We start from the raw sequence: 23,187 nt of genomic DNA, 5'->3' as shown, positions 1-23,187 counted from the left end.
ATTTTTTGAGTAGATTAAAGGGCTTATAGGAGATAAATCATGAAAATAACTTTTTTATCTATTAAGTGGTTGGTTTCTTTACTGGGTATTTTGGCTATTTCTTTGATATTTATGGTGAAAGGGATGGCAAATCCACAACAGAGTCCACTTGTCGCACTTGCGGAGCAAGGCGACCTTCATCAGTTGCAATCTTTGGTCGAACAGGGGGCTGATATTGAACAGCGAGATCTGCGTCAGCGTACACCATTGATGGCAGCAACACATAAAAACCAAATTGCAGTTGCTCGTTACCTGATTGAACAAGGTGCAAATGTGAATGCACGGGATGCAATGCAAGATTCCCCTTATTTATATGCAGGTGCCCGCGGCTTGCAGGAGATTTTGTTATTAACCTTACAAAATGGGGCTGATTTAACGAGTACCAACCGTTATGGTGGTACGGCGCTGATCCCAGCGGCAGAGCGGGGGCATGTGCAGACAGTTAAGACGTTGATTGACGCTGGTGTGGATGTTAACCATGTTAATCGCCTAGGATGGACTGCTCTAATTGAAGCTATTATTTTGGGTGATGGTAGTGATAAGTACGCGCAGATTGTGACACTATTGATTAACGGTGGCGCGGATGTCAATTTAGCGGATAGTACGGGTGCATCGCCGTTGACGCTGGCAAAAAGTAAAGGGTATCGTAACCTTATTGAAATTCTTGAAAAATCAGGAGCTAAATAATGTCAGATAGGCAATTTTTACAGCAAGCTATCACTTTAGCGGCAGAAAATGTACGGGCTGGTGGTCGCCCATTTGGTGCTGTCGTGGTGTGTGACGGGCAAGTGGTGGCGACTGGTGTGAACCAAATGCTTGAATTAAGTGACCCAACAGCACACGCCGAATTGATGGCTTTGCGACAAGCAGGGAAAACATTGAACCGCGTTAAACTGGAAGATTGTGTGGTCTATGCCAGTGGGCAACCTTGTCCTATGTGCCTTGCCGCTATGCGAATGGCAGGGGTTAGCCGGGTTGTGTACGCTTATTCAAACCAAGATGCAGAGCCCTTTGGGCTTTCAACAGAAGGGATTGCCAAGGCTTTGCGGGTTGAACCTGAACACCAATCCGGTTTGCGTTTTGAACAGTTGAAACCTGATAATGACGCTTGTTCTTCACTGTATCAGTTATGGTCGGAACAACAGAAATAATGGGTAAAACAGCCTCATCCTCTTTTGCCTTGATACTCACTATTGTGTTAGTGGGGGTCAATTTACGGCCATTCATGACCGGCCCAGGGCCCGTTATTGATAGTATTATGCAAACGACAGGGATGAGCTATCAAAGTATTTCTTTGCTCACTTTATTACCTATGTTGTTGATGGGCATTGGCGCATTAATTGTACCTATCTTAAATCAACAGTTAGGAGAACGGTTAGGGATTAGTGCAGCGATGTTATTGCTGCTCGTTGGCTCATTAGGGCGCTATTTTGTAGAGGATGGCACCTCTTTACTGTTCACGGCCTTTTTATGTGGTGTAGGGGCGGCGTACATTCAGTCGGTATTTCCGGGGCTTATCAAAGCTAACTTCCCACAAAAAATGGCGATGATGACAGGGCTGTATTCTGCAACCTTAATGGCTGGTGGTGCGATCGGGGCGCAATTAACGCCACTATTAGAAAATGCAACGGGGCATTGGCAAACGGCTTTAGCTTGGCTTGCATTCCCTGCGCTGTTGGCTTTGGTTGCTGTTTTTCTGAACATTCGTACGGCTCGTACGCCAAAAGCCGAGCAGGTTTCTTTATGGCGCTTTTTACGTAAACCCAGAGCTTGGTTGTTAATGGCTGGGTTTGGGCTTATCAACGCAGGCTATGGCACTGTGGTGACTTGGTTGGCGCCATTTTTCCAACAACAAGGGATCAGTGCTGCACAAAGCGGTTCTTTTGTTGCCATATTAACGGTGTTTCAAGCGTTATCTGCATTGATGATCCCTGTACTGGCTTCACATAATATTGATCGGCGATTTTGGCTAATGGTAACGCTTAGTAGCCAAGCAATTGGATTTTTAGGGTTAATGTTATTCGCGAATGCTTTCCCGTTGTTATGGGTTGCTTTGCTCGGCCTAGGGCTTGGTGGGTGTTTTGCACTGAGTATTATCACTGCATTAGACCATATATCGCACCCTGTTAGTGCTGGGGCTCTTACGTCTTTAATGCAAGCGGGGGGCTTTATTATTGCCGCATTTGGCCCGCTATGTGCAGCTTGGTTACACCAAGTCAGCCATAATTTTACATGGGTGTGGGCAATGCATATTGCATTTGTATTAGTGACATTGTTGCTTTATTTACGTTTAAACCCTAAAAACTACAGTAAGATTTTTGCATTGAAACCATAAAAAGGACTTTTATTTGTCCTCTATTTTTTGTTTTTCCGTTTGGATTTTTGTTTTTTGGTTTCTTTTTCAATTTTATTTTCAATGGAATTAAAATAGATCTCCAAATAATGTCGGTTACTTAAAAATGAAATTAGGCAACTGGCAACAATAATGACCCAGATAAGTTGTAACTTGATTGAGTCTTCAATACTGAAAAGCAGTAATAGTGGGATCATCACAATCATGCTAATAAAAACTGAGCAAAATAAAGCCCCTGAAATATAGAGTGAGAGTTTTTTTAGCCCGAGTATATTTAGTACGACAAGGGTGGCAATAGATAAAAACAATGTGCCGAACGTGGCAAACATAATGACTAACCCAGCTTCTTGCTCAAGAAGCCAATCAGTAAAACCAAACCAAGAAAAAGGAATGCTGATCATTGTGAAGGCTCCTGTTTACCGTATAGCAGAGGAATAGCTTTAAAGCGAAATAACGCTGCAAAAATTAGGTTTGGAAAGATGTGAATATCGGTATTGTAGAGTGTGACCGTTTGGTTGAAAAATTCACGTCTGTCGGCAATTTGCTCTTCAATATGCTTTGCTTGTGTTTGTAATTCCAATAGTACCGCCTTACTGATAAGCGCGGGATAGTTTTCTGCGATAGCAATTAATGGCTTTATTTTTGGCGATAGTTGGTTTGCAGTATCAATTTTGATTTCAATGGCCGTATTGGATAAATAGCGCTGTCGGCTTTCAACTATTTCATTAATAAGCTGTTTTTCATACGCGATAGCTTTATCTGCCACTTGAGTCAGCGCTGGTATTAACTCAATTTGTTTCATTAATAGCACATCAATATTGGCAAATGCTTTGAGGCAATTATTTTTCAAAAAGACAATATTGTTATAAATATTAATTAGATAGCGAATGATTATATAGCCAATGATAACAATAATAATGAAGAAAATAAGCGTTTCCATGCTAGTTATCACCGAATAATGATATTTTGTCAAAATACAGATTTAATTGCCCATTACGGTAATTTATCGGGGTAACCAAAATAACCCCAATCAATAACAGTGCAATAATGGCGGTAATGGATAAATTCCGACGTAACGGCCCGGTTTTATTCCAACGTACAACATAGTCAGCCGGAGAAACACCTAATAGCATATGAGGAGCTTTGCGGATAATAACGGCCTCACCTTTTTCATTCGCGTCAGCGGTACCAATCAGTAAATAACGGGTTTTTGGTTCAAGCAAATATTCAGTATAACGACGGTTGCCTTGCTCAATATCCATATGCGCTTGTAGCCCTGGATAAACAAAGTAATCGGGGTCACATTCTACCTTTACTGACCCTGTATCATCGGTCAGGATAAAACTCTCCATACGGCTTTTACTATTTTGTAATGTATAACTTTTTTTACCATCTTTATCTTTCGATATGGAATACTCAAAATAAAAGGAGCCATAGCAGGTTTTATTACCTAACTGGCTTTTAATTTCAGTACCTGTGGTTATTTCACCTTCAACTTCGACAAGCCCCATAGCTATTGAGCGTATTTTGGATGTCGCGAGGTTTTTTTGAAATTTTAAGAAGCGCTTGGTTGGTGTATTTTCAATAAACTTAAATACGAAGGCTAAGACAAATGCGATGAAAAACACTCGCATGTCGATAAAAAAGCCTACAAATAAGCAACTTGCTAGTAAAGTCCCCACGAGTACTTTAAGAAAAGCGCTAAACTTTGATGAACCTTCATTTTGTAATCGCTGATACCGCTGAAAGCCGGCTTTACTGGCTTTGACGATATGACGAATAATAAAAAAGGAAATGGTCAATATCACAATATAATAAATGATACTGCCGTAATCCCCTTGAGTAGGTGATAGCGAGTACCACATACCGCAGGCAATGCTGATAAAAGGGATGATCCCCCAATTTACTCTTTTATTTATCGAAAACTTATTATCGATAAATAAAATTAAAGCACCAATCGCTGCCCCGAGTAAAAAATACATATTCACAGACTAATACCCTTTACGTTGATATTATTTAAACTGGATACCATGATATTTTTTATCATCTTCAGAAATATCAAGTAATGGTAATTGTGTAAAACGAAAGGCATTAGCAATCAGGTTGTCAGGGAACATTTGTATTGCAGTATTATACTCTGTTGTTGCATCGTTAAAACTTTCACGGCGTTGGGCTATTTTATTTTCAACATCGCTTAGGGCTAATTGTAATTGTGTGAATTGCTCACCAGAAATGAGGGTAGGGTAATTTTCTGCGATAGCTATAAGGTTACCCAGTGCGCGGTTCATTTCATTTGAAGCGGTGATCTTGTCCGCCATATTTTGGGCACTAAAGTAGCTTTGGCGTGCGTCACTTAATGAGATAAAAAGGCTTTTTTCATGTTCCATTGCTTTTTCTGTAATAGTGACCAGTTGTGGAATTTGATCGGCACGCTGCTTTAAAACCACGTCGATATTAGCAAATTGGTTATTCACTTGGTTACGCGCATTGATTAAGCGGTTATAAATAGATATCCCCCAGCCAACAGCCAATAATAATAAAACAGCTACAATGATAAGAGTGATGGTCATATTAATGCCTTTTAGTCAGCGGTTTTTATTTAATTTGATTTTAGCTAAACGTATAAGAGTCTTATTAATTATGCAATCAGAAAAGAGTGAAAGGGAATGTAATATAAAAAGAAAAGGAATATCGTAAAGTATTTCTGTAACAGTTTAGTATATATAACAAAATAGCCTCTTAAATTAGAGGCTATTTCAGTCAGATATACTCGTTATATTTCAAGTTGTATCGCTACTTACGCTGTTGGTTCAAGTATTTGGTGCATAACAGGGTGGAACTTGCGTTTAAAGTAAACCAGACCATGCCCTGTGTCATTGACAATGATTTGTTTCATTTCAACCATATACACTGAGTGAGTACCAATATCTTGGACTTGCGTAATTTCACCTTCGAGGTTGGCAAGGGCATTTTTCAGTAAAGGTTGTTGTAAAATACCGTTGTCCCACACATTCCAACTAAAACGCTCTTCCATGGTTGAACCTTTCATACCTGCGAAGTGGCAGGCGAGTTCTTCTTGATCATGGCTTAGTACGTTTACACACAGGCGGCCATTCTTTTGAAATACCGCATTCATGGCGCTATTGCGGTTGACACATACCATCAAAGTTGGTGGCGTATCTGTAACTGAACAGACTGCGGTTGCGGTGATCCCACAGCGACCTTCAGTACCATCCGTGGTGACTATGTTAACTGCTGCACCAAGACTTGCCATCGCATCTCTGAAACGCAGGCGATGTTCATTTTCTAAAGACATTTTGACCTCCTGCTGCCGATTATTTTAGCAGCGAATCTAACTGATTAATATCATTGTTGTTATGCAGGTGTGGACGTTTCCATCCGTGCTGATCGTAATCGGATAAACAACGATCAACCATATCTGTCATGGCTTTCATATTGCCAGAACCGTATGAATGACGCAGACATTGCAGGCGAATTTCATCTTGGCTACCTGCATAGTTAATTTCATACAGCTCATGACGGCCACCAAATTCACTGCCGATTGCATCCCACATAAGTTTTAAGATCTTAATACGTTCAACATGATCCATACCGTTGGAGCCACGAACATATTTTGCTAAATACTTATCAATCTCTGGGTTATTCATGTCACGAACGCTAGATGGTAGATAAATCAGGCCGCTGGTGACGTTACTTTCTATTATATTTTTGATTTTGGTGTAGGCCATTGGTGCCATAACACGATACGTTTGAATTGCTTGAGTATCAGGTAAGAATGCACCGCCTTCCCAAGCTTTTGCTTCAGAGGTCATTGCATCAGTTAATGACCAGAACAAATTGCGCCATGCAACCACTTCACCTAAGTCTGCTTGTACACCACGGAAGTCGATAACACCAGTACACTCCAAGCTTTTTTGCAGAAGACCGGTGATGAAATCGAGTTTCACCGCTAAACGTACACAAGCTTGTAACGGGAACAGGCGAGCGAAACCACCTTGTACTGCCCAGTTACGAGCGCGATCAAAGTCGCGGTAGATCAACACGTTTTCCCATGGAATTAACACATGATCCATCACGAGGATTGCGTCATTTTCATCGAAACGGCTTGATAATGGGTAATCAAATGGTGCGCCAGTAGCTCCTGCGACTAATTCATAAGATGCACGTGAAATCAGTTTCACGCCATCAGCATCCATAGGGGCGACAAACATCAGTGCGAAATCAGGGTTGTCACCCATGACTTGCGCAGAGCCAAAACCAATAAAATTGTAGTGCGTTAACGCAGAGTTAGTTGCAACGACTTTTGCACCGCTGACGATAATACCTGCATCAGTTTCTTTTTCTAGTTTTATATAAACATCTTTTACTTCATCTGCGGGTTTATGGCGGTCGATAGGTGGGTTAACAATAGCATGGTTAAAGTAAAGCCCACTTTCTTGAATGCGTTTATACCAGTTACGAGCGTTATCAGCAAATTGGCCGTAATATTCTGGGTTAGCACCTAAACAACTGGCGAATGCCGCCTTATAGTCTGGAGTGCGTCCCATCCATCCATAGCTCTGGCGTGACCAATCTGCGATTGCATCGCGCTGTTGGCGCAATTCATCTGCACTTGTGGCGAAACGAAAGAACTTATGTGTGTATCCCCCATTACCGGTGTCAGTGTTCCAGCAAAGTTGGTCATGAGTCGTTTTATCATGAAGCGCATCATATAATTGTCCTATAGAAGCGGCGGAGTTACGAAAAGCAGGGTGAGTGGTGACATCTTTCACACGCTCGCCATAAATATAGATTTCACGGCCATCTTGTAGGCTTTTTAGATATTCCTGGCTATTAAAAGGGCGTTTAGCATCTGAACGAAAATCTTCTGGTTTCATGTCTACCTCGTTATCTCACAATGAGGGCTTGCAATGATAGGGGTACAAAGGTTGCAAGCTAAATTATGTTAATTTTATGTTTCTTTTGTGTTTATTAATTGAATCGCTTTCTGAGTAAGTTTTAAAGAGACTTTTTAAAGGTTAACGGGTACTTTTCGTTGTAAATGGTTTTTTATGAAAGAATTGTGATCACTTCGATGTTTTGATGTTAATGTAATTATCAGATTAAACATAAAAACAATGTATATCAATTAATTATGCTTTATTTATATATTAATATATATTTGTTATTTTGGTTTTTGGTGGTTGTTTTTTAATCTTGACATTCACTTTTTGTTAATCAGTTTGACATTGTTGATAATGTTGAAACAAAATCAATAAAACATCAAAATGTTTTTAAAATGTAAAATAAAAGTGTGGTGGTGGGAAAAGATAGGCTATCAGGAAGCATGAAAATGTATTGCATTCTTAATATGCAATACATGTGTTATTTTTGTGATAAAACTACCCGTACTAGTGGATATTTTGTTCGCGCCATAAACTTGGGGAACAACCCACTAATCGGTTAAAAAAGCGGGCAAAATAAGCGGGGTCTTTAAAACCAAGCTGGTAGGCAATTTCAGAGACTGGGCTATCAGAAAATAGCAGCATACGTTTTGCTTCCCTTAATATCCTATCAAAAATGAGCCGTTTAGGCGGCCTATTCGCGAAACGGCGGCACATATCTTTCAATCGAGATTCAGTGACCCCGAGTTTTTTTGCATACTCAGGTACTGCTAGGTGCTCATGATAATGTAAGTCAATGAGTTGATTAAAGCGTTGGAATAAACGATGCTCCCCTCGAACACCTGTGGTCGGGTGCTCATCAAGAGGGATTGACCTTAGTAGAAAAGCAAAAAAAGCCTGTGCTAAAGAGGATAAAACCTGATCTTTCCCTACAGCGTTATTTGCCGATTCACGAGCCATTAGCGCCCAATAATGATTGAAGGTGTCAATATCTTCGGGTTTGTCTGCAACAGATAAACAAATTGCTGGAATATTGACTAAGTCAGGGTTAGCAGGGTAAAGCGAACCCAATAGTGGGCTAATTAAATCTTGCCGTACAGTTAGTACGTGGCCATCAGTGTCTTCTTGGGTAAAGAAGGCATGGGCGACAGATGGGGGCGTTAGAATAAATAAAGGTGCCTGAACCGAATAACGAGATTCATCAAGTTGTAGGGTGATATGACCAGTAACCAAATAGTGTAATTGGAAAAAACCGTCATGGCGATGGGCTTGCATATCACGGCCAAAGAAAGCCGCCATGTTACCAAAGGTTTGGTAGTGAACGTCATCGTTACCTTGGGTTTCGTCGTAGTCTGTACTGATGTCGATATTCGTAATTAAAGTTGAGTTACCCTTCATTCTTCGGCTCGCAGCGTTGTTGGCCTCACAAGCCAACCCTAGTCACATACCGCAGTATGTTCTTAAGGGTTAACTTGCTTGCCGCCTAGCTGCAAACCAAATTATTTTGGGTAACACCCTTTAATAATTATTTGCAGCATAAATTATTAAAACATTCAAAACCTTCAAATCATTCAAACCATCAAAATATTAAGGTGTTGCTCTTGGTCTTGAGTTCTTCATTGGGATAGCGATAACTAATAGTGCACCGACGACCAGCAAACCTGCCACAAAATAGAGGCCTGAATTAAAGCTACCTGTTTGGTCTTTTAGCCAACCTATCAATAGTGGACTGACGGCTGAGCCTATATTACCCGTTGCATTGATAACCGCAATACCGATAGCTCGAGCACGTAAACTAATGGATTGATCAGGGGTCGTCCAGAATACGGCCATGGCAGTGAAAGAACCTGTCGAGGCCATGATAATACCAATCAATTGGATAATTGGGTGACTCGTCATGGCAGCAAGTACCCAGCCTGCGGCGGCGAATAAATACGGTAAGGCAGTATGCATTTTCCGTTCTTGCAAACGGTCTGACCGCCGACTCCAGTAGATCATCCCTAAGATGGTACAAAATTGTGGGATTGCAGTTAACAGGCCGATCATGGCATTACTACTGCCTTCATTGAAGCTTTGCATGATCTGAGGTGTCCAGATGTTAATTGCGCTTAATGTATTGGTTAAACAGAAATAAGCGACGGTATACATCAAGACAACAGGGGTGAATATTTCTTTCCATAAACTGGTATTTTGCATTGCTGTATGGCTTTTTGAGCCATGGGGTTGCACTAATTCCAGTTGGTCTTGGTCCATCATTTCTTGAAGCGTGTCTTTATCTTCTTGGGTCAGCCATTTGGCTTTTTTCGGAGAATCATCCAGATAGAACCAAACGAGTACCCCAAGGATCACTGATGGGAAACCTTCTAGTAGGAACAACCACTGCCAGCCTTTTAAGTTTAAAACGCCATCTAAACCAAGGATATAGCCAGATGCGAGTGAACCAAATGCCATGGTAACTGGCATGGCTATCATAAATAAGGCATTAGCACGAGCGCGGAAATAAGCGGGGAACCAGTAGGTTAAATACACTAAAATGCCCGGTAGGAAACCTGCTTCTGCTATCCCAACTAACATCCGTAAGATGTATAAACTGGTTGGCCCGGTCGCAAACATGGTTGCGGTTGAGGCAATTCCCCAAAGCACCATGATGGTGGCTATCCAACGGCGAGCCCCCACAATACTGAGCATGATATTGCTTGGAATACCAAAAATAACATAAGTGACATAAAATAAGGTTGCCGCTAAGCCAAACATGGTGGAAGTGAGGCCGATATCTTTTCCCATAGTTAGGCCGGCAAAGCCGATATTAATCCGGTCTAAGAATGAAAACACAAATAGTACGAATAAGAATACTATCAGCCGTTTGAATAGTTTATTAATTACCCGTTGCTGTGGCTCAGTTAAATTTTTATGTTGCTCAGCAGGGTTAGTGCTTGCAAGTTGTTGATTACTCATATTGTAGGGCCCTCAATTCTTTCTTTTGAAGATTTTATAGGTACAAGGGACTAGTAGGCAGTCATGGTGCTGTCTGCCCTATATTGTGATATTGCTTTTTTATTTAGCTAAATAGGGTAATTGTCTGTAGGGTTAAAATTGACCTATTTAGCGATACTTATTGTTAATAAACGCTTGGTGTACTTGGAGTGACCTCTGAGGCGGTTTTGCCAAATTTAGCTGCCAGCGCTTCAGCGGTACGAGCAAGTAATGTGGTATCCACACCTACTGCCACAAACAGGGCACCGAGTTTCAGGTAGTGTTCGGCAACGTCTGGTGCCGCCATTAAGATCCCAGGGGCGATACCGGCTTCACGAATTTGTACAATAGCTTTTTCTATTGCGGCTTTAACTTCTGGGTGATTAGGGTTACCAGAAAAACCCATATCGGCACTGAGATCTGCTGGGCCAATAAATACGCCATCCACCCCTTCAACGTTTAAAATTTCAGGCAGGTTATTCATTGCTTCACGAGTTTCTACTTGCACGATTACGCACATTTCATCATTTGCACGAGTTAAATAATCGGGGATACGGTTCCAGCGTGACGCACGCGCTAATGCACTACCAACACCGCGTATTCCCGCTGGTGGATAGCGAGTCGCACGGACGGCTTGTTTTGCTTGTTCAGCATTTTGCACCATAGGTAATAAAAGTGTCTGAGCACCAATATCCAGCAATTGTTTGATGATCACCGGGTCATTCCACGGTGGGCGGACGACTGGCTGTGATGGATAAGGGGCTATTGCTTGTAATTGAGATAATATAGTTTGTACATTATTCGGTGCATGTTCACCGTCAATCAATAGCCAATCGAAGCCAGCACCAGCAACAAGTTCAGCACTGTATGGGCTACATAACCCAAGCCATAACCCAATTTGCGGTTGACCACTTTTTAAGGCTTTTTTAAATTTATTTTCTAACAGATCCATAGTATTTCCTTATACAAAACGGCAGCTAATAGAACCCATATTGCCGTAGTCGACGTGGAACACATCGCCTTTACGTGCAGGAACAGGTCGGGTAAATGAACCACCAAGAATGATTTGGCCCGGTTCAAGTTGGACATTATGCGGCGCTAATTTATTGGCTAACCAAGCAACACCGTTAGCGGGATGATTGAGAACTGCGGCAGCGACACCAGACTCTTCAATCACGCCATTGCGATATAACAGTGCGCTAATCCAACGCATATCTAAGTCGCGTGGTTTGATAGGTCTGCCGCCTAAAATCACTGCACCATTAGCCGCATTATCCGAAATTGTGTCGAATACTTTACGGGGACGGCTAGTGTCTGGGTCTATGTTATGGCAACGTGCGTCAATTAGCTCAAGAGCAGGGATCACATAATCAGTTGCGTTATAGACATCAAAGATGGTGCAGTTGGGGCCGCGTAAGGGTTTTGCGAGAACAAAAGCAAGCTCTACTTCAATACGAGGGACAATAAAGCGGTCAGTGGGAATATCACAACCGTCATCAAAAAACATATCGTCAAGTAGCGCGCCATAATCAGGTTCATCTATTTGTGAGCTTGCTTGCATTGCTTTGGAGGTTAGCCCAATTTTATGGCCTTTGAGTATACGTCCTTCAGCAATTTTCAAACCAACCCATTCTTTTTGGATTGCATAAGCATCGTCAATCGTCATCTCTGGGTGATCCAACGAAATCTGGCGGATCTGCTCACGTGATTTTTCAGCCTGATTAAGGCGTTGGGCTATTTGCAATATGACATCTTTTTGTAACATCTTATTCTCCTTTTGCACCTCAGCTCGTCATACTTCGAGCTATAACTGCGTTAGCTTCACGATAGGCTTGCGCCTATCCCCTAGTCACACGGGTATGCTCCTAAGGGATTAGTCTCATTTGCCGCCTTGTTCTAACTCGAATTATTTAGAGCTAAGATTTTAAAAGCGAATACCGCCAGTTAATGTGTCTTTCTAATTAGAAAGACCACCGAAACAGAGGTATTTCACTTCCAGATAATCTTCAATTCCGTAGCGTGAGCCTTCACGCCCCAGACCAGACTGCTTAATGCCACCAAATGGGGCCACTTCATTTGAAATAATGCCTTCATTAATACCGACCATTCCGCTTTCTAAAGCCTCAGCAACACGGTAGATTCGACCGATATCTTTTGAATAGAAATAGGATGCCAAGCCGAACTCAGTGTCATTCGCTAGTGCAATGGCTTCTTGCTCATCACGGAATTTGAATAAAGGCGCGAGTGGACCGAATGTTTCCTCTTTAGCGACTTTCATGGATTCGGTTACACCGGTGATCACTGTAGGTTCAAAGAACAAACCACCCAACGACGCTGGTTTACCACCTGCAATCACTTTCGCACCATGAGAAACAGCATCAGCAATGTGCTCTGTCACTTTATCGACAGCGGCTTGGTTAATCAGCGGGCCTTGCTGTGAATCTGCTTGGGTTGATGGGCCAATTTTTAGTTCATTTACAGCTTTTGCTAAGCGAGCGGCGAATTCATCATAGACACCTTCTTGAACTAAGATGCGGTTAGCGCATACACAGGTTTGCCCGCTGTTACGGAATTTTGCGGCTAAAGCCCCTTGTACTGCTGCGTCTAAATCCGCATCATCAAAGACAATAAATGGCGCATTACCACCTAACTCAAGGGACATTTTTTTCACAGTATTAGCGCATTGTTCCATCAATAATTTGCCAACACGGGTAGAACCTGTGAAAGTCAATTTACGGACAATAGGGCTGGAGGTCATTACCCCGCCAATGGCTTGGGCATCTGTGCCTGGGACGATGTTAAATACGCCAGCAGGGATACCTGCTTGTTCACCTAATGCCGCGAGTGCAAGCGCAGAGAGTGGTGTTTCTGCGGCGGGTTTTAGTACCATAGTACAACCGGCTGCTAGAGCTGGACCGACTTTGCGGGTGATCATCGCATTAGGGAAGTTCCAAGGCGTAATTGCCGCAACCACACCGACAGGTTGTTTTATTGTTACAAGGCGGCGACCTGGGAGTGGTGACGGAATAGTTTCACCGTAAATGCGTTTACCTTCTTCAGCAAACCATTCAATAAAACTGGCTCCGTAGGCAATTTCTCCCATCGATTCGGTTATCGACTTGCCTTGTTCTGCACTGAGCAATTGCGCTAATTCTGTTTGGTTTTCCATCATCAAATGGAACCATTTATTTAAAATCTGGCTACGTTCTTTCGCAGTTTTAGCTCTCCATGCTGGGAGGGCTTTTTCAGCAGCTTCAATAGCCTGCTGGGTTTCTAACGCCCCTACATTACTCACTTTGGCGATAACGTGGTTATTCGCAGGGTTTGTCACTTCAAACACGTTGTTGTTTTGTGCGTCAACCCATTGACCGTTGATATAAGCCTGTTGGCGGAATAATGTAGAATTGGTATTTATGCTCATTTTTCGTTTTTCTCCGAAGACACTGATTGCACCTGTGAGTGGGGATTTTTAGCCGATAAATATTGGCTTGTGAAACTTAACCCAGCACAGATAGCCATAACGAGTGTCATAGCAAATGGGGATTCATCCTGTAATACAGAAACTGCAACACTAGCCAGAGCAGCCAATGCAAATTGAATTGAAATTGCGAGTGCACTGGCGCTACCTGCAATTTTTCCGCGATGTTGCAGTAACAGTGACAAACTGTTAGTGCCGATAGCATTTACCATCGATAGGAACAGTACCACCAGAATAACAATTATGGAGAGGCTTTGTTGATAAAAAAGTAACAACAATAAGCCAAACGCAAGTTGAAAACCGCTTTGCATGGTCAATATACGCGTCAAACTATAGGTTTTTAGCAACTTAACATTGAGTAACAGCATGACAATCATCCCCAAGATGTTGCAGCCGAATAACAGGCCATAATGCTGTTCAGAAACACCAAAATAGCTGATGTAAACAAATGGTGAGCCACTAATAAAGGCGAACATCCCTGCGAAAGAGAACGCCATGGTACCGATAATACTCAGTGCTTCTTTGTCGCTGAGCACCTGAGCGTAGTTTTTAAAAGCAACGCAAATAATATTCTCAGTGCCCCGCTGGTGGCGTAATGTTTCAGGGAGCAAGAAAAAAATTGCCGCCACGGAAGATAGGCCAATCAGCGCCAACAAATAAAAAATAGCTTGCCACTGAAAGTGGATAAGTAGAAAACCACCTAGTAATGGGGCAAGTAATGGAGCAATCATGGTGACGAGTGTCATTAATGACAACACTTTAGGTAATTCATTTGAGGGATACACATCCCTAGCAATTGCCCTCGCCATCACGATTGCAGCACCGCTGCCAAAAGCTTGTAGCGCCCTGAAAATAATTAACGTATTGGCATCAGAGGCTTGAGCACATAATAAGCTTGCTACGGTAAAGATTGCCAAGCCACTTAACAACATTTTACGGCGGCCCAGCAAATCGCTCAGTGGCCCGTAAAACAGCATCCCGACACAAAAGCCAGCAAAAAAAGCGCCTAGAGTGTACTGCATTTGCCCCTGAGAGGCTTGAAGAGCAACCCCCATCTGAGGTAGGGCAGGAAGATACATATCGATAGACAATGGGCCGAATGCCACTAATGACCCCAATAATGGGATTAGGTAGTGCGGTATGTGTTTATCGAAACTTTTAACCATCTTGCCCTCTCAATACAACGATTAGTTACTGCCTAAACCCTCACCCTTTAAATAGGGCGTGCACATTGTTTTGTTTGTAATTTAATACAGGGTCTAGCTCTTCCATGGTGAAAGATAGTGCTAAGTAGCGTTTTGCCATTAAATCAGCAAAATGGTTTTTGATGAGGTCGAAAATCATTTCCCCTGTTTTTTGCTTATCTTCAAGGGAACGACCAGCACCAATTTTTAACGTCATATGGACAAACGCATAGTCGTGCTTACCATCGGCCATTTGCCAAGTATCTAGCCAAATAGCGCGACTACGAATTCCAGCTAGTGGGAAAATACCCGTCTCAGCAAGGGCATCATTCACTTTAGCGAATAACGCTGGGAGCTCGGCTTCATCACGAATGTTTTCTGTGCATTCTGCATAAAAATGAGGCATAACAATTCCTTATACAGTAGCGGTTTGTTTTTCAGTAATATAACTTGGAAGAGGGAATACGGCGTTAATTTGCCCTGTCCCCGAGCTGGCGAATAAATCCGTTAACACTTCCACTTTTTCCGCGTATTTATCCCAACCCAGCATGCCTAATAGCATTACCGTATCGTGCATATGCCCTTCACCATAGCAATAATCAGCATATTCAGGCAGCATTTTGCAAAACTCTTGGAAACGACCTTCACGCCATAGTTTCACAACACGTTTGTCCATTTGCTCATCAAATTCGCGGGTGTAACTATTCATACCATCTTCGGCTTTTTGGTCATCAATAAAACGGTGTGATAAAGAACCACTAGCCAATACAGCCACGGTGCCATCGTATTTTTCGATCGCGGTCAGTACGGCTTCGCCTAATTTCCGGCTGTCTTCAAAGCTGTGAGAAGTACAGAATGCGGAGATAGAAATCACTTTAAAGTGGCGGTCGCTATTCATATAGCGCATAGGAACTAAAGTCGCATATTCGAGAGTTAAGCTTGGAATTTCATGAGCTTGAGCTCGAACACCTAATTTGCGCGCTTCTTCGCCGATCATTTGGCCTAGGACTGAGTTTCCATCATATTCATATTCCATATCACGAATAAAATGAGGGAGTTCATTACTGGTATATATACCTTTAAAATGATCGGCGCAGTTGATGTGGTAAGCACTATTGACCAGCCAGTGCGTGTCAAAAACAATGATGGTATCAACGCCTAATTCGCGACAACGACGGCTAATTTCTTTATGACCATCGATAGCGGCTTGGCGGCATCCATGATTTTTACCCGGTAGTTCTGATAGGTACATGGATGGGACGTGTGTTATTTTTGCGGCGAGTGCCAACTTACCCATTTCCTTCCTCCTTCGCTTATCCGTCATACTTCGCGCCGTAGCGTTGTTGGCTTCATAAAGTTACCCTAGTCACATACTTCAGTATGCTCCTAGGGATAACTTCACTTGCCGCCTAGCTACAATACGAATTATTTAGGATAAGTAGCCAAATTAATTATCATTGATTCAAAATTACTTAGAATAAAGAATGGTGTAGCTTGCTACTGAATAATTTTGCTTTTTATTACACACCCCAGCGAGGGATGTTATGGTCTCCGTAGGAGATACAGACGTTCTTCATTTCCGCGAAGACTTCGAAGCTATACTCGCCACCTTCACGGCCAACACCGGATGCTTTAACACCACCAAATGGCTGACGTAGGTCACGTACGTTTTGGGTATTAACAAACACCATACCGGCTTCGATATTACGAGATAAACGTAAGATTTTGCTCACATCTTGTGTCCAAATATAGGAAGCTAAACCGTATTCGATATCATTTGCCATGCGTAAACCGTCTTCTTCTGACTTAAACGGAATTAAGCAAGCAACTGGACCAAAAATTTCTTCCTGTGCGACACGCATGCTGTTATCAACATCGGCCAGAACAGTTGGGCGTAAGAAGTTACCGTTTCTTAGGTGTGCAGGTAAGTCAGTTGGTTTATCTGGGCCACCAGCTAATAGGGTCGCACCTTCTTCCATACCTAAGCGAATGTAACCAGATACTTTGTTCCAATGTTGTTCGCTGATTAATGCACCGACTTGTGTTTTTGGATCGTTCGGGTCGCCGACGATGAGGCGGTTTGCACGTTCAGCAAAGCGTTTTACAAACTCAGGGTAAATGCTTTCTTGAATGAAGATCCGAGAACCTGCGGTACAACGTTCACCATTTATTGAGAAAATAGTGAACAGTGCGGCATCTAATGCGCGTTCAATGTCTGCATCTTCAAAAATCAGAACCGGGGATTTTCCGCCTAATTCCATTGAGTATTTTTTCAAGCCTGCATTTTGCATGATGGTGCGGCCAGTGGCGGTACCCCCTGTGAAGGAAACCGCGCGTACATCATGGTGTTTAACTAACGCGTCACCGGCAGTACTACCGTAACCTTGAACCACGTTAAGAACACCCGCAGGGATACCTGCTTCAAGTGCCAGCTCCCCAAGGCGGTTAGCGGACAATGGTGATAATTCAGACATTTTCAACACAGCGGTATTACCCAGCGCTAAACAAGGGGCTGTTTTCCATGTTGCCGTCATAAATGGGACGTTCCATGGGGAAATCAGTGCGCAAACACCAACAGGTTGAACTAAGGTATAGTTCATCATTTTGTCGTCAACTGGGTAGGTACGACCATTCATTTGCTGGCAAATTTCGGCAAAGAATTCAAAGTTATGTGAGGCACGAGGGATCAACACATTTTTAGTTTGATGAATAGGTAAACCAGTATCTTGGGTTTCCATTTCCGCTATTTGAGGGACGTTTTCATCAATGAGTTCACCAAGGCGACGCATTAAGCGAGCGCGCTCTTTCATCGGGGTATTGGCCCATTTAGGAAAGGCATCTTTTGCAGCAGCAACGGCTTGGTTGATTTCATCTTGCCCACCAGCCGCGACTTCAGCCAATACTTCGCCAGTTGCTGGGTTGGTGGTTTGAAAATAGTCTTTGCTAGCAACGTTTTTTCCGTTGATCCAATGGTTAATCTTAGTCATTACACTCGTTCCTCATATTCTTTTTCGCTGATAATGGTATTGACTAGTCTGCCAACACCTTCAACTTCAACAATGACTTCGTCGCCCGGTACCACATCAGACAGCCCTTTTGGTGTCCCTGTGGCAATCATGTCCCCCGGTTGCAGTGTCATAAAGTCACTGAGGTAAGCAATTAAAAATGGAATATCGAAAATTAGGTCAGCAGTTGTCCCTTTTTGGCGAAGTTCACCATTAACATAGGTATATAAAGCTAGGTTATGAGGGTCTTTAACTGCGCTTTTATCGACAATCCAAGGACCAATTGGTGTTAAGGTATCGCGGCTTTTAACACGTAAATTTGGACGATAATAGTTTTCAAGATAGTCGCGGATCGCATAGTCATTACACACGGTGTAACCTGCGACATAATCCATCGCGTCTTCTTTCGATACTTTATGGGCAGCTTTACCAATTACGACCACTAATTCAGACTCATAATGCATATATTCAACATTATCTGGACGGACTGAGACTTGGCGGTGGCCCGTTAAGCTATTTTCAGCTTTAATAAAAATTAGCGGCTCTTCAGGTGGCTTAAACTCTAATTCTGTTGCGTGATCCGCATAATTCAAGCCTAGGGCAAATAAAGTCCCTTGTGCAGGAGGTAACCACACGATATCGGAAGAATCACCAGCAATAACATCCCCGTTTGGTAAGGTTATTTCTTCGTTGTCGCCAACAGTGACGGAATATTCAGTGCCTTTAAACAGAACTTTTGCGCGTTTAGTGATAGTAGACATTATTTTCCTCCTGCTGCCACAACGGTGTTTTTCAGGCTAGGGAAGCCTTCTGCTAGGATGACCACTTCGTCACCCGGTTTGATAGTGACACGTTGTTGTGGCGTGCCTATTAGGATCACGTCCCCTTGTTTTAGGGTGGCAAAGTCGCTTAGTGCTGCCACTAACTCGCTAGCATCGCGGATCAGATCTTTTGTTGACCAACGATCCACTTCCTTACCATTTACTTGAGTGATGATATCGACAGGAGCATTTAGCGAAGTTGTCGCCATTTCACCTATTGGGCAAAAGGTGTCGCGACACTTAGCTTTAATGGCAGGACGATAGAAGGTGTCTTCTGGCAAGCTCACTTCGTTTGCTAGTGCAAACCCTGCAATAAACTGATGTGCATCGGTTTTACTCACTTTACGTGCTTCTTTACCAATGACTAGCGCTAGCGTTGCACCACTTTGAACTTCTTCTCCAATAGGATGGATGATTGGCTCACCTGAGTTAATACGCGTATTACGCGGCTTAATAAACCACACTGGTGTTTTAGGTGGGGTTTTATAAGGGGCTTGCTGGAATGCCTCTAGCCAGTGATTAAGCTGGCTTTGGTGGTTGAGGGCAACGGCAAAAACAGTGCCTTTCATTGACAACTCCTTATGAAAAGAATTTAACTTTCGAGTAATTATTAATATATTAATAAAGTATAATTTTAAAATTAGCAATAGGTTTATGGAAATGTTAATTTTAATTGTGATCGTATTAACATAATCAGATGGCAATGATGCAACCCATTGTTATTGTATGGTTTATTATTTTTGCTATTTTTTATGGTTTACAAATATTTAACTTGTATGTTGTTTTTTAAATTATTTACTCATTAATATTTTAGGGTTTTTCTTTGAGATTGTTATTTGACCGTGTTACTCTTGGTAATAAGTAAATTGGTCGTGTAAAAGTCAGTATAGACAGTGTGCGATTGAACAAAATAACGTCCAATACAGCAAAATGGTAGTCACCGTGAAGCACCTAAATTGGATTAAATAACTTTAATTGAGTGGTGAGTTTTAAGCTTATGCATGAATCATTGACAATTGCATTGTTGCAGGCAAGGGAAACCGCAATGGGGTTCTTCCGGCCAATATTGAAGTCGTATAATTTGACTGAACAGCAATGGCGTATCATTCGGGTTTTAGCTGATAAACGTTCAATTGATTTTCATGAATTATCAGTCCAAACCTGTATTCTTCGTCCAAGTTTAACGGGGATCTTAACCCGTATGGAACGTGAGGGCTTAATTTTCCGCTTAAAACCGTTGAATGACCAACGTAAATTGTATGTCTCTTTGACGCCCGCAGGGCAAGAGTTATATGACAAAGCGCGTCAAGAAGTGGAAGAGGGTTATCAAAAAATAGAGCAGGCCTTTTCTCAGGAAAAAATGCAACGTTTAACCGAGCTATTAGATGAGCTAATTGCATTAGAGAGCCCAGATTATAGTAATATTTCTGCTGATAAGAGAAAGAGCGCCTAAATTTTCGTCATATTTCGAGCTCTAGCTGTGTTGGCTTCTTTCGGCTATTTGGGTCACATACTAATGTATGCTCCCCAAACTATCCTCAATCGCCGCCTTGCTAGAGTTCGAACTATTTAGAAAATTAATTTGTATTCGTTATATTTTGAGCTCTAGCTGTGTTGGCTTCTTTCGGCTATTTGGGTCACATACTGATATATTCTCCCTAAACTATTCTCAATTGCCGCCTTGCTAGAGTTCGAACTATTTAGAAAATTAACTTGTATTCGTTATATTTCGAGCTTTAGCTGTGTTGGCTTCTTTCGGCTATTTGGGTCACATACTAATGTATGCTCCCCAAACTATCCTCAATCGCCGCCTTGCTAGAGTTCGAACTATTTAGAAAATTAATTTGTACTCGTTATATTTCGAGCTCTAGCTGTGTTGGCTTCTTTCGGCTATTTGGGTCACATACTAATGTATGCTCCCCAAACTATCCTCAATCGCCGCCTTGCTAGAGTTCGAACTATTTAGAAAATTAATTTGTACTCGTTATATTTCGAGCTCTAGCTGTGTTGGCTTCTTTCGGCTAATTGGGTCACATACTAATGTATGCTCCCCAAACTATCCTCAATTGCCGCCTTGCTAGAGTTCGAACTATTTAGAAAATTAATTTGTACTCGTTATATTTCGAGCTCTAGCTGTGTTGGCTTCTTTCGGCTATTTGGGTCACATACTAATGTATGCTCCCCAAACTATCCTCAATTGCCGCCTTGCTAGAGTTCGAACTATTTAGAAAATTAATTTGTATTCGTTATATTTTGAGCTCTAGCTGTGTTGGCTTCTTTCGGCTATTTGGGTCACATACTGATATATTCCCCCCAAACTATCCTCAATTGTCCCCTTCCTGCAATTTGAATTATTTAGATACTTAAATGATTCACTTTCCCTGTAGATTCACTGAAGTCGAACTTCACTGATACTTATTAGATAGGTAGTCAATTCCTCACTGTCATGTTCTTTTTTGCAATTGTGAAATTACCTCGATGGCTCTACTTACTAGTGCCAAACTCATCAGTAAAATCACTATCAATAAAATCAATCGATTGATTGTCAGCATATAACAATAATTTTTACCGTTAATGAAGAATTAATCGAAGCAATAAAATAAAAAAATACAAAAAAACGCATTAAAAATAAAAATATTAAATTTTATTCATGGTGGATATTTTTTATCTAAAAACAGTTAATAAGAATGAGTTACATTACGGTAACTTTACTATTTATAACGAAAATTTAGATAACATGACAAATCATCAAATTATGCGGCGTTTATTATACTTATCGTTATTCATCATTTCGCCTTATGGCTACACAGAAAATCAATTGCTATCCTCTGCACAGGAAAGCATTCAATTTGAACAGAAACAACGATTGGAATCGGAGTTAACCCAACGTAGTCTATTAGAAAAACAAAGTACAATCCCTATTGAGGATGCATCGCTTCCCCCTAATAAAAATAAAATATGTTTCCCTATCAATGGGATCCAATTTGTCGGCTCAACACGCCTTAGCAGCACAATACAAACCCAATTAACCTCACCTTACTTAAAACGTTGCCTCACGCTAGGTGAAATATATAAGCTTGCCAAGCATGTGACTAATTACTATATAGAACAGGGTTTTATTACTTCTCAAGCCATCATTCCAGAGCAAGATTTATCCTCACATCAATTGCTATTACAAGTTATTGAAGGGCATATTGAAACTATTGAGATTGAAAATTCCCCTGAGCGCTTAGTTCAGCAAATATTTCCTCATCAACAAGGCAAAATATTAAATCTACGGGATATTGAACAGGGACTGGAGCAACTCAACCGATTACCATCTATCAAATACACCATCGATATTCAGCCAGGAACCCAAAATGGCTACTCTCGGATTATTATTCATCAGCAAGGGAATAAATGGCCTATCACTAGCCAACTGAGCCTCGATAACTCAGGTATGAAGGCAACGGGAAAACAGTTGATTACGGGGAGTTTAACGGTAGATTCCCCTTTAGGGTTTGGTGAACAGTGGTCAGCCTCGGCCAATACAGATCTGGATGGAAGTGCATTCCACTATAATCGTTATATCGTTGCTAATCTGAATGTTCCTTATGGCTACTGGTCTTATCGTTATCAATTTTATCGTAATAATACGTTACAGCCATTTTATACATCGGGTCAGCAATACCGTTATGAAGGAAAAAATACTAATCAACAATTTGATATAAACCGCTTAGTTTATCGCGATGGCAAACAGCGCCTAACCCTGCAAGGCAGTTTAAAACATAAAAACGCCAATACTCAGTTAGCTTCCCAAACCCTGAGTATCAGTAGCCCAACCTTAACCTCACTCTCATTTACTCCGCAGTACAGCACCATGCTCGGGCAAGGTTATTTCACGTTTAACCCTGTCGCTGAATGGGGGGTATCCGCCTTTGGTGCCTCACCTGATACTCTTGCGAAAGACTCGCCGCGCAGCCATTACCGAAAATTCACTCTAAGCAGCAGCTACCAGTATTATTTTTCCAATGGTATGACTTATTTAACCTCATTTTACGGTCAATATTCACCTGATAACTTATACGGCATTGAACGCATAAGTATTGGGGGTCAGTACTCTGTTCGTGGCTACCATGAGCAGTCTTTAAGTGGTAACCGAGGCGGGTATTGGCGCAATGAAATTCATAAAGATATCTCGACGACTAGCATTGGGCACTTTCGTGTAATCAGCGCCTTAGATTATGGTTTTATCGCCTCAGATAAATACCACGTTGAACATAACACCTTAGCGGGGGGAGCCGTTGGCCTCTCTTTTACCGGTAATAGCCTGTTTTATTCTCAGTTTCTACTTAGTAAACCTTTGCATTATCCCTCACAACTTAAACCAGACCATTGGTCGACCTACTGGTCGGTTTCATTCTCTCTGTAGCTTTACGTTTTTAAAGGAT

General features: G+C 41.9%; 22 protein-coding genes. 5 read left to right on the top strand and 17 right to left on the bottom strand.

What is annotated here, in order from left to right; translation table 11 throughout:
* Positions 1–39: 39 nt before the first annotated feature.
* Genes M1F14_RS19920 through M1F14_RS19910 form a run of 3 tightly spaced genes read left to right on the top strand, consistent with a single transcriptional unit; the run spans position 40 to position 2,374 of the window.
* Positions 40–726: an ankyrin repeat domain-containing protein gene (locus M1F14_RS19920; protein WP_131680455.1), complete on the top strand. Its 687-nt coding sequence runs from the start codon at positions 40–42 to the stop codon at positions 724–726.
* Positions 726–1,190 carry a nucleoside deaminase gene (locus M1F14_RS19915; protein ID WP_048608315.1) on the top strand — a complete coding sequence of 155 codons (465 nt, stop codon included), beginning with the start codon at positions 726–728 and terminating at the stop codon, positions 1,188–1,190. Before M1F14_RS19920 ends, M1F14_RS19915 begins: the two co-directional genes overlap by 1 nt.
* A complete protein-coding gene (locus tag M1F14_RS19910; protein ID WP_042846865.1) occupies positions 1,190–2,374 on the top strand; it encodes a cyanate transporter in 1,185 nt (394 codons plus the stop codon). Before M1F14_RS19915 ends, M1F14_RS19910 begins: the two co-directional genes overlap by 1 nt.
* Before the next feature lie 20 nt (positions 2,375–2,394).
* Here the strand turns inward: M1F14_RS19910 and M1F14_RS19905 are convergent, their stop codons facing one another.
* From M1F14_RS19905 to M1F14_RS19825, 17 genes are all read right to left on the bottom strand, one after another.
* Positions 2,395–2,793 (bottom strand): hypothetical protein, encoded by a 399-nt coding sequence (locus M1F14_RS19905; RefSeq protein WP_042846863.1) that lies wholly within the window; start codon positions 2,791–2,793, stop codon positions 2,395–2,397.
* Positions 2,790–3,332 (bottom strand): LemA family protein, encoded by a 543-nt coding sequence (locus tag M1F14_RS19900; RefSeq protein ID WP_042846862.1) that lies wholly within the window; start codon positions 3,330–3,332, stop codon positions 2,790–2,792. The genes M1F14_RS19905 and M1F14_RS19900 overlap by 4 nt, the downstream gene beginning before the upstream one ends.
* Position 3,333: 1 nt before the next feature.
* On the bottom strand, positions 3,334–4,374 hold the full coding sequence (locus tag M1F14_RS19895; protein WP_181469318.1) for a hypothetical protein: 1,041 nt from the start codon (positions 4,372–4,374) through the stop codon (positions 3,334–3,336).
* A 30-nt stretch (positions 4,375–4,404) separates the two neighbouring features.
* On the bottom strand, positions 4,405–4,962 hold the full coding sequence (locus tag M1F14_RS19890; RefSeq protein WP_129466848.1) for a LemA family protein: 558 nt from the start codon (positions 4,960–4,962) through the stop codon (positions 4,405–4,407).
* A gap of 227 nt (positions 4,963–5,189) precedes the next feature.
* Entirely contained in the window at positions 5,190–5,708 is a 519-nt protein-coding gene (hpaC, locus tag M1F14_RS19885) for a 4-hydroxyphenylacetate 3-monooxygenase, reductase component (RefSeq protein ID WP_042846858.1), read from the bottom strand.
* Between the two features lie 19 nt (positions 5,709–5,727).
* Positions 5,728–7,290 (bottom strand): 4-hydroxyphenylacetate 3-monooxygenase, oxygenase component, encoded by a 1,563-nt coding sequence (gene hpaB / locus M1F14_RS19880; protein WP_042846857.1) that lies wholly within the window; start codon positions 7,288–7,290, stop codon positions 5,728–5,730.
* A 513-nt stretch (positions 7,291–7,803) separates the two neighbouring features.
* Positions 7,804–8,694 carry a 4-hydroxyphenylacetate catabolism regulatory protein HpaA gene (hpaA, locus tag M1F14_RS19875; RefSeq protein ID WP_042846856.1) on the bottom strand — a complete coding sequence of 297 codons (891 nt, stop codon included), beginning with the start codon at positions 8,692–8,694 and terminating at the stop codon, positions 7,804–7,806.
* A 189-nt stretch (positions 8,695–8,883) separates the two neighbouring features.
* Entirely contained in the window at positions 8,884–10,251 is a 1,368-nt protein-coding gene (hpaX, locus tag M1F14_RS19870; RefSeq protein WP_042846855.1) for a 4-hydroxyphenylacetate permease, read from the bottom strand.
* A 163-nt stretch (positions 10,252–10,414) separates the two neighbouring features.
* Positions 10,415–11,221: a 4-hydroxy-2-oxoheptanedioate aldolase gene (gene hpaI / locus M1F14_RS19865; RefSeq protein WP_042846854.1), complete on the bottom strand. Its 807-nt coding sequence runs from the start codon at positions 11,219–11,221 to the stop codon at positions 10,415–10,417.
* A gap of 9 nt (positions 11,222–11,230) precedes the next feature.
* Positions 11,231–12,034 (bottom strand): 2-oxo-hept-4-ene-1,7-dioate hydratase, encoded by an 804-nt coding sequence (gene hpaH / locus M1F14_RS19860; protein ID WP_048608303.1) that lies wholly within the window; start codon positions 12,032–12,034, stop codon positions 11,231–11,233.
* Between the two features lie 192 nt (positions 12,035–12,226).
* Positions 12,227–13,690: an NAD-dependent succinate-semialdehyde dehydrogenase gene (locus tag M1F14_RS19855; protein WP_042846852.1), complete on the bottom strand. Its 1,464-nt coding sequence runs from the start codon at positions 13,688–13,690 to the stop codon at positions 12,227–12,229.
* Positions 13,687–14,913, bottom strand: a complete 1,227-nt coding sequence (locus tag M1F14_RS19850; protein WP_181469107.1) for a Bcr/CflA family multidrug efflux MFS transporter — start codon at positions 14,911–14,913, stop codon at positions 13,687–13,689. Before M1F14_RS19850 ends, M1F14_RS19855 begins: the two co-directional genes overlap by 4 nt.
* Positions 14,914–14,953: 40 nt before the next feature.
* Complete coding sequence (locus M1F14_RS19845; protein WP_042846851.1) at positions 14,954–15,337, bottom strand: 5-carboxymethyl-2-hydroxymuconate Delta-isomerase; 384 nt, start codon at positions 15,335–15,337, stop codon at positions 14,954–14,956.
* 9 nt (positions 15,338–15,346) lie between these two features.
* Positions 15,347–16,228, bottom strand: a complete 882-nt coding sequence (hpaD, locus tag M1F14_RS19840; protein WP_042846850.1) for a 3,4-dihydroxyphenylacetate 2,3-dioxygenase — start codon at positions 16,226–16,228, stop codon at positions 15,347–15,349.
* 223 nt (positions 16,229–16,451) lie between these two features.
* Positions 16,452–17,918, bottom strand: a complete 1,467-nt coding sequence (gene hpaE, locus M1F14_RS19835; protein WP_042846849.1) for a 5-carboxymethyl-2-hydroxymuconate semialdehyde dehydrogenase — start codon at positions 17,916–17,918, stop codon at positions 16,452–16,454.
* Complete coding sequence (locus M1F14_RS19830) at positions 17,918–18,697, bottom strand: fumarylacetoacetate hydrolase family protein (RefSeq protein WP_042846848.1); 780 nt, start codon at positions 18,695–18,697, stop codon at positions 17,918–17,920. The genes hpaE and M1F14_RS19830 overlap by 1 nt, the downstream gene beginning before the upstream one ends.
* Entirely contained in the window at positions 18,697–19,326 is a 630-nt protein-coding gene (locus M1F14_RS19825) for a fumarylacetoacetate hydrolase family protein (RefSeq protein ID WP_042846847.1), read from the bottom strand. Before M1F14_RS19825 ends, M1F14_RS19830 begins: the two co-directional genes overlap by 1 nt.
* Positions 19,327–19,754: 428 nt before the next feature.
* Here M1F14_RS19825 and hpaR point away from each other — a divergent pair, with 428 nt between their 5' ends.
* Both hpaR and M1F14_RS19815 read left to right on the top strand, forming a co-directional pair.
* Positions 19,755–20,210: a homoprotocatechuate degradation operon regulator HpaR gene (gene hpaR / locus M1F14_RS19820; protein WP_042846846.1), complete on the top strand. Its 456-nt coding sequence runs from the start codon at positions 19,755–19,757 to the stop codon at positions 20,208–20,210.
* A gap of 1,284 nt (positions 20,211–21,494) precedes the next feature.
* Complete coding sequence (locus M1F14_RS19815; protein WP_071548819.1) at positions 21,495–23,168, top strand: ShlB/FhaC/HecB family hemolysin secretion/activation protein; 1,674 nt, start codon at positions 21,495–21,497, stop codon at positions 23,166–23,168.
* Positions 23,169–23,187 lie beyond the last annotated feature (19 nt).

The organism is Providencia sp. PROV003 (assembly GCF_045040775.1).
GTDB classification, from domain to species: domain Bacteria; phylum Pseudomonadota; class Gammaproteobacteria; order Enterobacterales; family Enterobacteriaceae; genus Providencia; species Providencia huashanensis.
The sequence above is the reverse complement of the archived record's forward strand: the minus strand, read 5'-3'. Positions and strand labels throughout refer to the sequence as shown.

Coding starts and splice junctions, on each gene's coding strand:
- hpaE (WP_042846849.1), bottom strand. CDS start 17,918: ATGACTAAGATTAACCATTGGATCAACGGAAAAAACGTTGCTAGCAAA.
- M1F14_RS19910 (WP_042846865.1), top strand. CDS start 1,190: ATGGGTAAAACAGCCTCATCCTCTTTTGCCTTGATACTCACTATTGTG.
- hpaR (WP_042846846.1), top strand. CDS start 19,755: ATGCATGAATCATTGACAATTGCATTGTTGCAGGCAAGGGAAACCGCA.
- hpaH (WP_048608303.1), bottom strand. CDS start 12,034: ATGTTACAAAAAGATGTCATATTGCAAATAGCCCAACGCCTTAATCAG.
- M1F14_RS19915 (WP_048608315.1), top strand. CDS start 726: ATGTCAGATAGGCAATTTTTACAGCAAGCTATCACTTTAGCGGCAGAA.
- M1F14_RS19900 (WP_042846862.1), bottom strand. CDS start 3,332: ATGGAAACGCTTATTTTCTTCATTATTATTGTTATCATTGGCTATATA.
- hpaI (WP_042846854.1), bottom strand. CDS start 11,221: ATGGATCTGTTAGAAAATAAATTTAAAAAAGCCTTAAAAAGTGGTCAA.
- M1F14_RS19815 (WP_071548819.1), top strand. CDS start 21,495: ATGACAAATCATCAAATTATGCGGCGTTTATTATACTTATCGTTATTC.
- M1F14_RS19855 (WP_042846852.1), bottom strand. CDS start 13,690: ATGAGCATAAATACCAATTCTACATTATTCCGCCAACAGGCTTATATC.
- M1F14_RS19905 (WP_042846863.1), bottom strand. CDS start 2,793: ATGATCAGCATTCCTTTTTCTTGGTTTGGTTTTACTGATTGGCTTCTT.
- hpaX (WP_042846855.1), bottom strand. CDS start 10,251: ATGAGTAATCAACAACTTGCAAGCACTAACCCTGCTGAGCAACATAAA.
- M1F14_RS19920 (WP_131680455.1), top strand. CDS start 40: ATGAAAATAACTTTTTTATCTATTAAGTGGTTGGTTTCTTTACTGGGT.
- hpaA (WP_042846856.1), bottom strand. CDS start 8,694: ATGAAGGGTAACTCAACTTTAATTACGAATATCGACATCAGTACAGAC.
- hpaB (WP_042846857.1), bottom strand. CDS start 7,290: ATGAAACCAGAAGATTTTCGTTCAGATGCTAAACGCCCTTTTAATAGC.
- hpaD (WP_042846850.1), bottom strand. CDS start 16,228: ATGGGTAAGTTGGCACTCGCCGCAAAAATAACACACGTCCCATCCATG.
- M1F14_RS19825 (WP_042846847.1), bottom strand. CDS start 19,326: ATGAAAGGCACTGTTTTTGCCGTTGCCCTCAACCACCAAAGCCAGCTT.
- hpaC (WP_042846858.1), bottom strand. CDS start 5,708: ATGTCTTTAGAAAATGAACATCGCCTGCGTTTCAGAGATGCGATGGCA.
- M1F14_RS19890 (WP_129466848.1), bottom strand. CDS start 4,962: ATGACCATCACTCTTATCATTGTAGCTGTTTTATTATTATTGGCTGTT.
- M1F14_RS19895 (WP_181469318.1), bottom strand. CDS start 4,374: ATGTATTTTTTACTCGGGGCAGCGATTGGTGCTTTAATTTTATTTATC.
- M1F14_RS19850 (WP_181469107.1), bottom strand. CDS start 14,913: ATGGTTAAAAGTTTCGATAAACACATACCGCACTACCTAATCCCATTA.
- M1F14_RS19845 (WP_042846851.1), bottom strand. CDS start 15,337: ATGCCTCATTTTTATGCAGAATGCACAGAAAACATTCGTGATGAAGCC.
- M1F14_RS19830 (WP_042846848.1), bottom strand. CDS start 18,697: ATGTCTACTATCACTAAACGCGCAAAAGTTCTGTTTAAAGGCACTGAA.